The sequence below is a fragment of the Amycolatopsis sp. NPDC052450 genome (genome assembly GCF_044547565.1).
Lineage (GTDB): Bacteria > Actinomycetota > Actinomycetes > Mycobacteriales > Pseudonocardiaceae > Amycolatopsis.
In genome coordinates this window covers 46,078-59,864 of the sequence record NZ_JBIUAQ010000029.1, presented here as the reverse complement: position 1 = coordinate 59,864, position 13,787 = coordinate 46,078, and the positions used below count along the sequence as shown (strand labels likewise).

Genomic DNA, 13,787 nt, shown 5'->3' with positions numbered 1-13,787 from the left:
ACCTCCGGGGACTCCTACGTTTTTTGGAGCCGAACGAAGCGAAGGGCGCGCTTGATGGACTTCCGGTACTGGCTCGGTCAGGCGTTGACGTCGAACGAGGCGTGGGGGGAGACGTTCGCCCCCTTCCGGCCGCATCCGTCGCTGGAGATCTCCGACGGGCGGTTCGAGGCCGCGTTCGAGGAGCTCACCGAGCGGCTGAAGGACAACTACCCGTTCTTCCACCCGTCCTACGCCGGTCAGATGCTCAAACCGCCGCATCCGGCCGCGGTGGTCGGCTACCTGACCGCGATGCTGGTCAACCCCAACAACCACGCGCTCGACGGCGGCCCCGCGACCGCCGAGATGGAACGCGAGGTCGTCCGGCAGCTGGCCACGATGTTCGGCTACACGGAGCACCTCGGGCATCTGACCACCAGCGGCACGGTGGCGAACCTCGAGGCACTGTTCGTCGCGCGGGAAACACATCCGGGCAAGGGGATCGCGTACAGCGCCGAGGCGCATTACACGCACGGCCGGATGTGCGGCGTACTCGGCGTGGAGGGGCATACGGTGCCCGTCGACGCCCGGGGCGCGATGGATCTCGACGCGCTCGAAGAACTGTTGCGCACCGGGAAGATCGGCACCGTGGTGCTCACCGCGGGCACGACCGCGCTCGGCACGGTGGAGCCGGTCCACGAGGCGCTGGCGCTGCGCGAACGCTACGGCGTCCGGGTGCACGTCGACGCCGCCTATGGGGGGTTCTTCCGGCTTCTGTCCGGTTTGGACGGACCGGAAGGGCTGCCAGAGGCCCCTTGGCTCGCCATCGCCGAGGCCGATTCGATCGTCATCGACCCGCACAAACACGGCCTCCAGCCCTATGGCTGCGGCGCGGTGCTGTTCAAGGATCCGGGAGCGGGCCGGTTCTACCTGCACGATTCGCCGTACACCTACTTCACCTCGGAAGACCTGCACCTCGGCGAGATCAGTCTCGAATGCTCCCGCGCGGGTGCCGCGGCCGCCGCGCTGTGGCTCACCTTCCGGGTGCTGCCGCCCACCCCGGACGGCCTTGGCCGGGTGCTCGCGGCCGGGCGCCGCGCGGCGTTGCGGTGGGCGAAACTGCTGGAGGACTCCGAGCGGTTCGACCTGTACCAGCCACCGGAACTCGACATCGTCGGCTACTTCCCCCGCACGGAACCGTTTTCGCTGTCGAAGATCGACCAGGAGAGCGCGCGGATCCTGCGCAACGGCATGGCCGCGGCGAGGGAACCGGTGTTCCTCAGCACGCTCCGGGTGAGCGAGCCGCAGTTCGGTCTGCGTCACACCGGGGTCGACGCGGATGCGGACGGCGCGAGGATCCTGCGTAGCGTGCTGATGAAGCCCGAAAGCGAGGACCACGTCGACCGGCTCCACGAGCGGCTGGAAGAGTTGTCCCGCGGTTGAGCTTCTCAGTACGCCGCAGACGAATGGATCCGCCATGCCCGAACCAGGTCCCGCCGAACCCGTGACCGCGATCGAGACCCGGTCGCTCGGCACCGGTTTCCGGCGGCGCCACGTCACCATGCTGGCCGTCAGCGGGGCCATCGGCGCCGGGTTGTTCGTCGGCACCGGCGCGGGGATCAAGACCGCCGGCCCCGGCATCCTGCTGTCCTATGTGGTCGCGGGCCTGCTCATGGTGCTGGTCATGCGCATGCTGGGCGAGATGGCCGCCGCCGAGCCGAGCAGCGGTTCGTTCTCGGTGTACGCGGAGAAGGCGCTCGGGCGCTGGGCCGGGTTCACCGTCGGCTGGCTGTACTGGTCGCTGCTGGTGGTCGTGGTGGCCGCCGAGGCCACCGCGGCGGCGGGCATCGCGAGCGGGCTGCTGCCGGTGATTCCACAGTGGACCTGGGTGCTGCTGTTCATGGCGGTGCTGACCGTGGTGAACCTGTTCGCGGTGCGCTCGTTCGGGGAATTCGAGTTCTGGTTCGGCGCGATCAAGGTGACCGCCGTGGTCGGGTTTCTCGTACTCGGCACGCTGGCGGTGTTCGGGATCCTGCCGGGGACGTCACCGGTCGGGCTGGACAATCTCACCGGGCACGGCGGTTTCCTGCCCAACGGCCTCCAAGGGGTGCTGACCGGTCTGCTCGCGGTCGCGTTCTCCTTCGGCGGCATGGAACTGGTCACCATCGCCGCGGCGGAGTCCGACGACCCGGCGGACTCGATCCGCCGCACCACGCGCACGGTCATCGTCCGGCTGCTGCTGTTCTACATCGGTTCCGTGGCGCTGATGGTGTTGTTGCTGCCGTGGGAGTCCGCCTCGGCGAACACCAGCCCGTTCGTGACCATCCTGGAGCAGATCGGGGTGCCGTCGGCGGCGCTGCTGATGAGTTTCGTCGTGCTGACCTCGCTGCTCTCGGCGCTGAACGCGAACCTCTACGGCGCCTCGCGGATGGTGTTCTCCCTGGCCGATCGTGGTGAAGCGCCGCGCGCGATGCTCAAGCTGTCGGGAGCGGGCGTCCCCCGGACGGCGGTGCTGGCGTCGGTGGCCTTCGGTTTCGTGGCCGTACTGCTGAACTTCCTCGCCCCCGAACACGTGCTGCCGTTCCTGCTGAACGCCATCGGCGCCAACATCCTGCTGGTGTGGATCTTCATCGCGATCTCGCAGCTCAGGCTGCGCCGGGCCGCCGACCGCGACGGCACGGCCGCTGACCTGCCGGTGCGGATGTGGGGTTTCCCGTGGCTCAGCTGGGTCGCGCTGATCGCGATGGCGGGCGTGCTCATTCTCATGTGGACGGACGCCGACGCGCGGACGCAGCTGTTCACCAGCGGTGCGGTGGCCGTGCTGATCGTGGTGATCGGCCTGCTCAGGCGACATCCGCGACGCTGAACAGCTCGTGCTCCACGCGGCTGAGGGCGAGCCGGACCGCGCCGAGCGCCACCGAGTCTTCGCCGAGTGTCGACGTCTCGACGCGCACCGGGAACAGGCACAGCCGGGCCAGTTCGGCACGCAGCGGCGCCATCAGCAGGGCCAGCGGGTTTCCGGTGCCGCCGATCACCACCAGTTGCGGGTCGACGGCGAGGACGGTCGCGGCGACGAGTTCGACGAACCCGCCGGCCTGGCGCAGGGCGCCGATCTCGCCCGCCGCGCCGTGGTGGCCGGCGTGCAGCTTCCCACCGAGCAGCAGGCCCAGAGAGACGGTGCGCCCGGCGTGCACGTAGACGACGTCGTCGAGGCCGTGCGCGGCGCCGCGCCAGTGTTCGGCCAGCGTCGAGAGCTTGGTGTCGTTCCCGGCCAGCACCGGGCATCCACCGCCGAACTCCGCGGGCAGGTCGACACCGGTCCAGCCGGGAAGGCGGTCGTCGCGGACGACCTTGCCGCCGGACACCACGCCGGTGGTGCCGACGCCGAGCAGCCGCACGTTGACGTGGCCTTCGACGGCCGTGCCGAGCACCCGGCGCGCGGCGCCGAGCCGGTCGGAGGCGGCCATTTCCGGGGTGAGGCCGGTCTTCGCCCGCCCGACGACCTCGCCCCGCAGGTCGGCGACCAGGCACAACGCCTGGTGCGGGCCGACTTCGAGGCCGGCGACGTGGCCGGCCTCGGGGCGGAAGCGGTAGCGCTTGGCGGGTCTGCCGACCGGCCGCGGCGCGTCGGGGGAGAGCGGCACCTCCTCGACCAGGCCCTGTTCGCCGAGATCGGCGGCGATCTCCTCGACCGTCGGCCGGGAGACCTCGCTCGCCTTGACCAGTTCCGCGAGGGTGAGTTCCTCGGCCGCGTACAGCGCCCGCAGGACGGCGATGGCGTTCAGCCGCCGCAACAGTGACGGATCCCCTCGCGACAGTCTGGCCATGCGGCTCCCTAAACGGTGACGCGTTTGTCGTACTGGGCGCGCGCGAGGGCGATCTCGCTCTGGTGGTCTTCGGTCCAGGTGACCAGCGACTGGATGGTCTTGTGCAGCGTCATCCCCAGCGGCGTCAACGCGTACTCGACGCGGGGCGGCACCACCGGATAGACGGTCCGCTGCACCAGCCCGTCGCGTTCGAGATGACGCAGCGTCGTGGTGAGCATGCGCTGGCTGATGCCGTCGATCTTGTACTTGAGCTCGGTGAACCGCAGCGTGTTCCGGTCGAGCAGCGCGATGACCAGGAGCGACCACTTGTCCGCCACCCTGTCCAGGATCTGGCGGACCTCGCAGTCCTCACGCGTGTCCCACTGGAAGGCCTCGTAGTCCTCCTCGGTGAGTTCACAACGACTAGGTGAGTTCAAAGTGCCTTCTTCCATGGTCATCGATAGTGACGGAAGATCCCCTTGGTTACAAGAGGGAACCGACCGGCTGATGAGTAACCGTCGGTTCCCGTTCACTGAGGGAGAAGACCTTGAACAACTCGCAACCGCAGCCGCGTGCCGCAGACCGGATGGATGGCCGGGCCTGGGGCGTGCTCATAGTGCTGTGCGGCGCCATCTTCCTGGAGGGCATCGACGTCGCGATGCTGAACGTGGCGCTGCCGTCCATCCGGGCCGAACTCGGCCTGTCGACGGCGACGCTGAGCGGCGTGGTGAGCGCCTACGTGCTCGGCTACGGCGGGTTCATGCTGCTGGGCGGGCGCGCCGCCGACCTGTACGGCCGCCGCCGGATGTTCCTCGGCTGGCTGGTGGTGTTCCTCGTCTTCTCCGGGTTGGGCGGGTTCGCCACCGAGGGCTGGATGCTGCTGCTCGCCCGGTTCGTCACCGGCGTCGCCGCGGCCTTCATGACCCCGGCAGGCCTCTCGATCATCACCACGAGCTTCGAAGAGGGCCCGAAACGCAACAAAGCGCTGCTGTTCTACGCCGGAACCGGGGCGGGTGGTTTCTCGCTCGGCCTGGTCATCGGCGGCCTGCTGGCCAGGATCGACTGGCGCTGGGTGTTCTTCACGCCGGTGATCCTGTCGGCCGTCATCCTGGTCGCCGCGCTCTGGCTCATCAAGGAACCCGCGCGGCAGGAGCGCGGGCCCCGTCGCCTGGACTTCGCCGGCGCGCTCACCGTGACCATGGCGATGCTGCTGATCGCCTACGCGGTGGTCCGGCTGGAGCACCCCGCGCAGGGCTGGGGCTGGACCGTGGCGTCCTTCACCGGCGGAGTGGCCGCGCTGGTCACCTTCGTTGCCGTCGAGCGGCGCTCGCCTGCGCCGCTGGTGCGGCTGGGCATCCTGAGGTCGGGACCGCTGGTGCGGGCGAACGTCAGCGCCTTGCTCTTCGCGGGTTCGTTCTTCGGATTCCAGTTCCTGGTCACGCTGTACCTGCAGGAACTCCGGGGCTGGTCGACGCTGGAGACGAGCCTGGCGCTGCTGGCCGTCGGGATCGACGCGATCCTGGCGCCGACGCTGACCCCGCGTCTGGTGGCGAGGTTCGGCAACACGCGGCTGATCTTCGGCGGCTTCGTGCTGGCGGCCGTGGCGTACGCGCTCTTCCTGCCGTTGGACCTGGACTGGACATACGCGGCGATGTTCCCGTCGATGATCATCCTGGGCCTCGGATTCGCCCTCGCCTACGGTCCGCTGACGATCGTCGCCACAGACGGGATCGCCGAGGACGAACAGGGACTCGCCGGCGGTCTGCTGTACACGGCGTTCCAGTTCGGCGCGGCGCTCGGGCTGTCCGCGGTGACCGCCGTCAACGTCGCCGCCCTCGGTGACGGGTCGCGAGAGGCCGCGCTCGGCGGCTTCCGCGCGGCGCTGGTCGTCCCGCTGGTGATGGCCGTCCTCGCCGCGATCGTCATCGCGTCCGGCCGTCAGCGTGTTTCGGCGAAGGAGGCCAGATTGGCCAGCGAAGAGGCGATCCCGGTCTCGTGATCCGCCTGGCCGATGCCGGACGGGACGTCCGTCGCGGTGACGGTCACTTCGGTGCCGTCACCCGCGGCGGCCAGCTCCCAGGTCATCGTCATGGTGCCCGCGAACGCCGGGTCCCCGGACTCGAACACGGCCAGCTGCACCACGCGTTCCGCGGGCACCAGGTCGGCGAACCCGACTTCGACCACGTCCGTCGCGTCCGAAGATTTACCGGGCGCGGCGGACGCGTCGAGGTAGGTGAGGATCATCCGGAAACCGCCACCCGGCCGCGGATCCCAGCGGTCGATCCGGCCGCGCATACCTTCGGGCGGCAACCAGGCCTCCAGCGACTCGCGGTCGAGAAGGGCCTGGTAGACGGTCTCGGGCGGGGCGGCGATCACCCGGCGGCCGCTGTCGATCCTGTCCATCCTCCCGAGTCTAGGGCGGATAAGCTGATCATCGCGGATCACGGACGCCGGTGGTCCGGGAGGGGTGATCCACATCGAGTACTTCGTCGCCTGGTCCGCCTTCCTCGGCGGCTGGCTCCTCGTCGCCGGGCCCATGTACCAGGGCGCGCTCGAACTCCGTGAGGAGAGCAAACGATTCGCCGACCTGCGCTCGCTCGAGGAGATGCCCCGCCCCGACTTCGGACGGCCCGTTTCGCGCTGGTGGTGGTTGCTGCCACCGGTGGCCATCGCCAAGGAACGGCGACGGCGGCGCAAGGTGCACCGCGAGGTCATGAAGTCGTTCACGACCGAGCAGCGGCGCACCATGGCCACCTTCGCCAACAAGGCCCGCGGCTGGTTCATCGTGACCGCGGGCGCCTTCTTCATCGCCCTCAAGGAAACCTGGCACCTGAACCATCTGTACCACTGGCCTTTGTGGACCTACTTCGCGCTGGTGCTCGTCCCGCTGGTGCTGAGTTTCGCCCACACGTCACGGGGTGTCCGGCTCACCGTCCTCATCATGGGGTCCGAGGAGTGATGGTGTCGCGCGTGATCGACTCGACCTTCTCCTGCGCCTTCTTGGCGTCGGTGACCCAGAGCTTGTAGAAGTCGAACGGGCAGTCCGCCACGCCCTTGTCGCCCTCGTCCGCGTCCTGCACGCCGGTGTAACCGCGGTGCAGCAGCTTGAAGATGTGGTTCTGCGACTGGTCGTAGGTCCGCGCGTCGCGGATCGCCGACACCGACAACTGCGCGTACTGGATCCCGTACTCTTCTTCGCCGGTCTCGCCGAGCGTGCGCCCGTCGAAGCCGATGATCGAGGAATGGCCGAAGTAGGAGTACACGCCGTCGAAACCGGCGGCGTTCGCCACGGCCACGTAACAGTTGTTGGCCCACGCCATCGCCTTGGCGATCAGGATCTGCTGCTCCTTGGCCGGATACATGTAACCCTGACAGCGCACGATCAGCTCGGCGCCCTTCATCGCGCAGTCGCGCCAGATCTCCGGGTAGTTCCCGTCGTCGCAGATGATCAGCGAGATCTTCATGCCCTTCGGGCCGTCGCTGACGTAGGTGTCCTCGCCGGGGTACCAGCCTTCGATCGGGCACCACGGCAGGATCTTGCGGTACTTCTGGACGATCTCGCCGCGGTCGTTGATGAGCACGAGCGTGTTGTACGGCGGCTTGTGCGGGTGGTCCTCGTGCCGCTCGCCGGTGATGGAGAAGACGCCCCAGGTCTGGGCTTCGCGGCAGGCGGCGGCGAAGATTTCGGTTTCCTCACCGGGAATCGTCGCCGCGGTCTCGTACATTTCCTTCGGGTCGTACATGATGCCCTGGGTCGAGTACTCCGGGAACACCACGAGGTCCATGCCCGGAAGCCCGGATTTCATGCCCACCACCATTTCGGCGATCTTGCGGGCGTTGTCGAGCACCTCGGCCTTGGTGTGCAGCCGCGGCATCTTGTAGTTGACCACCGCGACGCCGACCGTGTCGGGGCTGGCGGAAATATCACCGTGTCGCATGGGGATTCCTCTTCTCCTGGTGGGTTTTCTGGAGCAACATGGCCGCCGCGACCAGCACGCAGGCGATCGCGGCCGCGATCAGCGCCGTCCCGCCGTCACTGCGGTAAGCACCGGTGAGGCCGAGGAAGGCGGGCACCGTGCAGGTCGGCTGGCTGAGCAGCAGGACGGTCCAGCCGGTGAACCGGGTCAGCCGTTCCTTGCCGAGGCCGAGCACCAGGAAGAACAACGTCCACAACAGTGCCCAGGACAGCCAGATGACGCCGAACACCGGATCGGCGTCGTGCCAGAACGCGATTCCCGCGTACACCACGGCGGCGCCCGCCACGAACAGCGAGAACCAGCCGATGCCTTCGGGTGCCAGGCCGGCGAGATTCGCGATGCCGACGTACAGATAGGTGAAACCGAACAGGTACAACCCGGACGCGGCGAGGATCGCGTCCTGGTTCCCGCCCGCCTGGACGATCAGCACGGTCGGGGTGACGCACTGGAGCGCGCCCACGAACAGGTTCAGCACCGCCGCCGAGCGTGGCGGTATCCGGCCGAGCAACATCAGGCCGTTGATCATCAAGGCGGCGCCGACGTAGAGAAGGCCCACGTTGCCCATGCTCACCTCCGCGTAATGTGCATCACGTGGAATAATTTCAAATGAAAGTATGTGGTGTGCCGGAGTGAGTCAAGGGTGGAGTTCAGAGCCGGGTCAGGACTTCGAAGTCGTAACCGTCGGCGACCGCGAGATGGACGTGCTGGTCGGCCTGCTGCCCGCGGAACTCGATCGTGCCGCGCGGGCCGTGATAGGCGACGCCGTCGATCGCCGCGTTGAGCGCGGGCAGGTCGGGCTTGCCTGCCCGGCGGACGAGTTCGGCCAGTGTGTGCAGTCCCTCGTAACAGGATTCGGCGGCGTTGTTCAAGGCCGGGGCTCCGGGACCGTTGCGGTCGACGTACCGGCCGAGCAGGTCCATCGCGTCGGCGGTGACCATCGACCGGAAGTACGCGGCGGAGACGTAGAGGTTGCCGGTGGCGTGCGCGCCGCTCGCAAGGAGCATGTTCTCCTCCATCAGCGGGCTGAACCGGACCAGCCGGTCGCTGAGCCCTTGTGCGGCGAAGGCGCGGTTGAAACGCACCGCGTCCTGCCCGACCAGCAACATGAGCACACCGTCGCTTGTGGACTGTTCGACCGAACGGACCACTGTGGACATGTCGCCCGCGCCGAGCCCGACGAACGCCTCGCCGGTGATGCGCAGATCGAGATCCTTGGCGTACTGCCGGATCGCCCGCGTCGACCGATGCGGCCACACGTAGTCGTCACCGACCACGAACCACCGCCGGGCGCCGAGGTTGTCGCGCAACCAGCGCAGCGCCGGTTCGATCTGGCAGCGCGGCGTCTCTCCCGTGCAGAAGATGCCGGAACGCCGCTCGCCGCCTTCATAGAGTGACGTGTACACGTACGGCACCCTGTCGGCCACGACCGGCGCGAGCGCGTGCCGGATCGACGAAATGTGCCAGCCGCTCACCGCGTCGACCCGTCCCGCGTCGACCAGCCGGCGCAGGTCTTCGGCCACCTGCGCGGGGGTGCCGCCGCCGTCGACCACCTCGGCCTCGACCTGCCTGCCGAGAATCCCGCCGGACTCATTGAGTTCGTGGACGGCGAGATCCGTGATCGCCTCGCAGGACGGGCCGAACAGCCCGGCTGGCCCCTGCAACGGGACCACCATGGCCACACGCCAGGTGTCGTCGCGGGTCCGGGTGGCGAGGCGTAGGGGCATGGCGCTCCGTGCGGTGGCCCGGTAAGGTCAAAGTGCTTTCACCTGGAAGTATTGCGAGGGTGTCCGGTTTTGGCAAGGGGACGGGATATGGGGACACGCGGCGTCGCGACCGCCGGAACGTCGCTCACCGGCTCGCTCACCCGCGCCGCCAGGGCCGTCGCCGGCAAGGTGGAGCAGGTGCTCGCCAAGGAAGGTCTCACCCTGGACCAGTGGCTGGTGCTGGACGCGCTGAGCGGCAAGGGCGGCCTCGCCATGGCCGACCTCGCCGACCGGACACTGGCCACCGCCCCGACGCTCACCAGGGTGGTCGACAAACTGGTCACCACGGCGCAGGCGTACCGCGAGGTCGACGCCGCGGACAGGCGCCGAGTGCTCGTGCACCTCAGCGCCCGCGGCCGGGCGACGTACCGGCGCGTGGCCGCGAAGGTCGCCGAGGTGGAAGCCAGTCTCGACGTGACGGACGACGTGCTCGTGGCGTTGCGGGGCCTCGGCGACTGAAGGTCAGGCCTGCGGCGGATACGGCATTTGCCGCGCCGGTGGCTTCGCCCTCGTCAGCGCGACGATGCCGACAACGCCGGCGACGACGAGCGCGACGACCACGAACAGCGCGGCCACCACGTACACCAGGCGGAAGCTGAAGGCGTCCGAGAGCAGCCCGCCGAGGAACGGTGCGATCACCAAGGCAAGGACACCGGCGCCCGCTGCCGCACCGGCCACGGCGCCGCGACCGGACTGGAGCCGCCGAATCAACGCGACCGTCACGCCGATCGCCGCGCCCGCGCCGAGCCCGTTGAGCACCCGCCCGACGAGGAGCAGACCGCTGCTGGGAACGAAAGCGACCAGCACCACGCCGAGGAGCATCAGAAAGAGCGCGGGCACCGTCACCGACGTCGGGAAGCGCGCGCCGAGCAGCAGACCCGCCGGGAAGGCGATCGCGGCCGCGACGAGGTACGCGACGAGCCCGCTCAGCAGCAGGGACTGGCTCGACATGCCCAGCTCGATCTGCAGGGCGGACGAGCCGTCGAAGCGGTAGATCACGGTGAGCAGGAACAGCCCGATCAGCGCGGCGAACCCCGGCCCGATCATCAGCCACCAGGGCGGTCCGGCGGTCGGCTGCTGATCGTGGTGCGTCGGCGTCGGCACGAACATGGGGACAACCTATAGCGACCGGCGACGCGGATGGACCACTTCGCCGGGAAAGCCGCTCATGGTCGGAGCCAGGCGAGTGCTCAGGAGTTGACCGACCGACTCCGGCGAGCCGCAGTCCGTGAGATTTCACCGGATTCCGGCGATCCGGCAACTGGTGTCAAGGATTGAGTAGTCCTCCTTGCCAGGTAGTGGGTAGATCGGCTCGAAACACTGTTTTCGCTGTTCACAGGCAGGTTGACGGTTGAGTGGATACGCATCGCTGTCGTAAGGTGACCATTGGTTACCAACGACGGGGAGGCGTTTGTGACGGGCTATCAGGTGGTGGTCGACAAGATCCGCGGCACCGGTCAGGCCGCAGGGCGGGTCGTCGACGGGTTACGGGGCGCTGGATGCCCGACCGCGGTGCCGGCTGGTGATCTCGGTATGCCGGGGTCACGGGCGGCGTTGGCGATGGCCCGGGTCAAGCACGTGTTGGTGTCTCGGCAGGCGGGCTTCGAATCCCGGCTTGCGGCCTATGCCGGAAACATGGCGAAGGCCGCGGACCACTATGCCGGCCGGGAAGATGCCGCGGCGGCGGATCTGAGCGTGCGAGCACTGGGGCAGGTGAAGCCGAGCTAATGGTCAGCTGGGGTGAGGCGACGCGATGGAATCCGGCGGTGTTGCAGGAGGCGGTCGGAGAGATCAACGCCGCCTACAACGAACTTGTGGCGTGTTCGGATGATCTGCGCGACATCAACACGCCTGAGGGTTGGCACGGTGACTCGGCCGGCGCGGCGGCGGCGGAGGTCAGCCAGATCATCGACGGCCTGGAAGAGTATGCCGCCGACATCGCGGCGCTGCGCCGAGCGGCAGGTGACACCGGCGATGCGATAACAGGTGTGCGGAACGGGGTGCGGGAAGCCGAAGCGATCGCCTCGAGCAATCACTTCACGATCGCCCCGGACGGAGGGATCGTAGACAACGGCGTGCCGGACATACCGCCGGAGCGGGCACAACTGATGGCAGAGGAACGAACCCGGCTCGCCGAGGAGCTCAAAGACCGGGTCGTACAGGTTTTGCGGCAAGCCGCCGACATCGATGATGACCTGTGTGCGGTGTTGGAGCGGATCGAAGCCGGGAACGTCATCGACGCCACGGGGAACGACAACGAGAACACCAGCTTGGCCGCGGCCGGCAATTCGGGAGCTGTGAACGGTGCCTTGTCGGTGTTGGCTCCACCGCCGGTGGGAGCGGATCCGTCGACGAACGCCGCGTGGTGGGCCGCCTTGTCCGAGGCACAGCGCAAGCAGCTGATCGCGCAGCACCCGGACTGGGTCGGTAACCGGGACGGGGTGAAGGCCGCTGATCGCAGCAAAGCCAACCTGAACCTGCTCGAGCAGCAGAAACGCGGCTTCACCGCGGAACTGGAGCGGCTCCGGCGGGAGGACGGCGATTCTGACGAGATCGCGCGCCTGGAACAGCGGATGAAGGCGATCGACTCGATCACCGGCATGATGCACAACCCGGACGGCAGTCTGAGCCCGAACCGGCAGCTGATGTCGCTGGACTTGACCGGTGATCACCCGAAGGCGGCGATCGCCAACGGTGATGTCGACACCGCACAGCACGTCGCGGTCTTCACCCCCGGTATGAACTCCACGGTCGACGGGAATATGTCGGGCTATGTCAACGACATGCAGGGGGTTCGTCACAGCGCGGAGGACATGCTGCGCCGTGGCGGGGACATGTCGAACGTCGCCACGGTGACATGGATCGGCTACGAGCCGAGCACCGGCGATGACTCGAGCTCCCTGTTGGGATTGGTCACCGGCGAAAACTCGGCTTCAGGCGGAGACAAGCTCGCGAAGTTCGACCAGGGCATCAACGCTTCGCGTCCCACAGATCCGCACTTGACCGCATTGGGGCATTCGCAAGGTTCGATCGTGACGGGGGTCAGTCTCACCCATGGCGCTACTGGGGTCGATGACGCGGTCGTGTTCGGCTCGCCCGGTGTGGCGGATCATTTCGGGATTGATAACACCGCGCGCGAGCTGAAGGTTCCTGAAGGCCATGCCTACAACATCAAGGCTGACGGGGACGACGTCGCCCAATACGTTCCGGAGCTCTGGCGGTATGGACGTGCCCCGTACGCGATGGAGGGCATGAACCAGCTCTCGGCGGATGCGGCCACAGGCCCGGACGGAAGCGCGCTGGCCGCATCGCATGGGCACAGCGAGTACACCCGGACCACGCCGGAGGGCGTCGACAGCACCAGCAAGCACAATATCGCCGCGATCGTGGCCGGCAGGCCACAGCTGGCGGTCTCCGCCCACTAGGAAGTTGATCACGTGTTGTCACGAGTAGGGCTGTTCGCGGCCGTGTTGACCGGCGCCGTGCTGCTGGCCGGGTGCAGCGACGGTCACCAGTACCTTGATCCACAACCCACAGGACCGTCGATGTCGAAACAACAGCAACAGGCACAACTGGCGACCCGGTCGACGTTGGACGAGGCCGTCGCCGGTTACGAGAAGCTCCGCGTCACGATCCGGGACCGCCTCACCGCCGAGTTCGGTGTCACGCAGTGGACCGAGGAACCTGGGTCAGCTGAGTTCAGCGGATGTGCTCCGCAGTTCCCCGCGTTGAACGAGCAGGAAGCGGCCAAGAAGTTCCTGCCGCGCTGGTATGCGCAAACCTCGTTGCTTGCACGATGGGACCAGGTCAAATCGGTGGTTCGCGAAGTCGCGGGTGGATCCGGGTTCACCACCGTGACACTCGACGTGAACAAGGCCGGCGACGCCCAGCTCAACCTCACCGACCAGTTGGGTGCGCAGCTGTCGGTCGGGTCAGGAACGAGCACTGTCGTGTCCCTGACTACGGGGTGTCACCTGATCAGGAAGTGAAGACGCTTCGTCTGGGCCTCGCGTGGTCCGTGGTTCGACGTCGTCGTGATGGTCGCCTGGCTGGTCCTGACCGGTTGAGCTCGTGCGGGACTTGAGACCACCGGGCTGATGCGTGTGTCCATTGTGGACAAAGCAAAGGAACGGCGACTCGAAGGAGGCGGCCCGGTGAGACCTCGCCGACATCCCGGCCTGGGCCGCCGCATCGGTGAATTACTGGCGCTGGAGCGGGAAACCTTGGTGGGTTTTGACGCTTGCGCCATTTGGCTCTGCGGCGCG

At 67.8% G+C, this 13,787-nt stretch carries 15 protein-coding genes; 8 read left to right on the top strand and 7 right to left on the bottom strand.

Annotation, left to right across the window (positions count from 1 at the left end; all coding sequences use genetic code 11):
* The first annotated feature begins 54 nt into the window (after nucleotides 1-54).
* A complete protein-coding gene (locus ACIHAO_RS33950; RefSeq protein WP_396564829.1) occupies nucleotides 55-1,419 on the top strand; it encodes a pyridoxal phosphate-dependent decarboxylase family protein in 1,365 nt (454 codons plus the stop codon).
* A gap of 34 nt (nucleotides 1,420-1,453) precedes the next feature.
* Entirely contained in the window at nucleotides 1,454-2,842 is a 1,389-nt protein-coding gene (locus ACIHAO_RS33945) for an amino acid permease (protein ID WP_396564827.1), read from the top strand.
* Here ACIHAO_RS33945 and ACIHAO_RS33940 read toward each other — a convergent pair.
* Entirely contained in the window at nucleotides 2,820-3,803 is a 984-nt protein-coding gene (locus ACIHAO_RS33940; protein WP_396564825.1) for an ROK family protein, read from the bottom strand. The two genes, ACIHAO_RS33945 and ACIHAO_RS33940, sit on opposite strands and share 23 nt — an antisense overlap.
* Nucleotides 3,804-3,811: 8 nt before the next feature.
* The gene (locus tag ACIHAO_RS33935; RefSeq protein WP_396564823.1) at nucleotides 3,812-4,240 is read right to left on the bottom strand and encodes a winged helix-turn-helix transcriptional regulator; all 429 of its coding nucleotides are present in this window, start codon (nucleotides 4,238-4,240) and stop codon (nucleotides 3,812-3,814) included.
* Nucleotides 4,241-4,368: 128 nt separating this feature from the next.
* Between ACIHAO_RS33935 and ACIHAO_RS33930 the strand changes: the two genes are divergently transcribed.
* The gene (locus ACIHAO_RS33930; protein ID WP_396564912.1) at nucleotides 4,369-5,781 is read left to right on the top strand and encodes an MFS transporter; all 1,413 of its coding nucleotides are present in this window, start codon (nucleotides 4,369-4,371) and stop codon (nucleotides 5,779-5,781) included.
* Here the strand turns inward: ACIHAO_RS33930 and ACIHAO_RS33925 are convergent.
* Nucleotides 5,721-6,185 carry an SRPBCC family protein gene (locus ACIHAO_RS33925; RefSeq protein WP_396564821.1) on the bottom strand — a complete coding sequence of 155 codons (465 nt, stop codon included), beginning with the start codon at nucleotides 6,183-6,185 and terminating at the stop codon, nucleotides 5,721-5,723. The two genes, ACIHAO_RS33930 and ACIHAO_RS33925, sit on opposite strands and share 61 nt — an antisense overlap.
* A gap of 64 nt (nucleotides 6,186-6,249) precedes the next feature.
* On the opposite strand from ACIHAO_RS33925, the gene ACIHAO_RS33920 reads away from it, so the two are divergent.
* Nucleotides 6,250-6,741, top strand: a complete 492-nt coding sequence (locus tag ACIHAO_RS33920) for a hypothetical protein (protein WP_396564819.1) — start codon at nucleotides 6,250-6,252, stop codon at nucleotides 6,739-6,741.
* Here ACIHAO_RS33920 and ACIHAO_RS33915 read toward each other — a convergent pair.
* From ACIHAO_RS33915 to ACIHAO_RS33905, 3 genes are all read right to left on the bottom strand, one after another.
* Nucleotides 6,722-7,720 (bottom strand): aliphatic amidase, encoded by a 999-nt coding sequence (locus tag ACIHAO_RS33915; RefSeq protein ID WP_396564817.1) that lies wholly within the window; start codon nucleotides 7,718-7,720, stop codon nucleotides 6,722-6,724. The genes ACIHAO_RS33920 and ACIHAO_RS33915 overlap by 20 nt on opposite strands.
* Nucleotides 7,707-8,324: an AmiS/UreI family transporter gene (locus ACIHAO_RS33910; RefSeq protein WP_396564815.1), complete on the bottom strand. Its 618-nt coding sequence runs from the start codon at nucleotides 8,322-8,324 to the stop codon at nucleotides 7,707-7,709. The genes ACIHAO_RS33915 and ACIHAO_RS33910 overlap by 14 nt, the downstream gene beginning before the upstream one ends.
* Nucleotides 8,325-8,406: 82 nt before the next feature.
* Nucleotides 8,407-9,483 (bottom strand): substrate-binding domain-containing protein, encoded by a 1,077-nt coding sequence (locus ACIHAO_RS33905; protein ID WP_396564813.1) that lies wholly within the window; start codon nucleotides 9,481-9,483, stop codon nucleotides 8,407-8,409.
* Between the two features lie 87 nt (nucleotides 9,484-9,570).
* On the opposite strand from ACIHAO_RS33905, the gene ACIHAO_RS33900 reads away from it, so the two are divergent.
* Nucleotides 9,571-9,981 carry a MarR family winged helix-turn-helix transcriptional regulator gene (locus ACIHAO_RS33900; protein WP_396564811.1) on the top strand — a complete coding sequence of 137 codons (411 nt, stop codon included), beginning with the start codon at nucleotides 9,571-9,573 and terminating at the stop codon, nucleotides 9,979-9,981.
* A 3-nt stretch (nucleotides 9,982-9,984) separates the two neighbouring features.
* Here the strand turns inward: ACIHAO_RS33900 and ACIHAO_RS33895 are convergent, their stop codons facing one another.
* A complete protein-coding gene (locus tag ACIHAO_RS33895) occupies nucleotides 9,985-10,632 on the bottom strand; it encodes an MFS transporter (RefSeq protein WP_396564809.1) in 648 nt (215 codons plus the stop codon).
* Nucleotides 10,633-10,935: 303 nt separating this feature from the next.
* Here ACIHAO_RS33895 and ACIHAO_RS33890 point away from each other — a divergent pair, with 303 nt between their 5' ends.
* Genes ACIHAO_RS33890 through ACIHAO_RS33880 form a run of 3 tightly spaced genes read left to right on the top strand, consistent with a single transcriptional unit; the run spans nucleotide 10,936 to nucleotide 13,511 of the window.
* Nucleotides 10,936-11,250 (top strand): hypothetical protein, encoded by a 315-nt coding sequence (locus ACIHAO_RS33890; protein ID WP_396564807.1) that lies wholly within the window; start codon nucleotides 10,936-10,938, stop codon nucleotides 11,248-11,250.
* Complete coding sequence (locus ACIHAO_RS33885) at nucleotides 11,250-12,947, top strand: alpha/beta hydrolase (protein WP_396564805.1); 1,698 nt, start codon at nucleotides 11,250-11,252, stop codon at nucleotides 12,945-12,947. The genes ACIHAO_RS33890 and ACIHAO_RS33885 overlap by 1 nt, the downstream gene beginning before the upstream one ends.
* Before the next feature lie 12 nt (nucleotides 12,948-12,959).
* Complete coding sequence (locus ACIHAO_RS33880) at nucleotides 12,960-13,511, top strand: LppA family lipoprotein (RefSeq protein ID WP_396564803.1); 552 nt, start codon at nucleotides 12,960-12,962, stop codon at nucleotides 13,509-13,511.
* Nucleotides 13,512-13,787 lie beyond the last annotated feature (276 nt).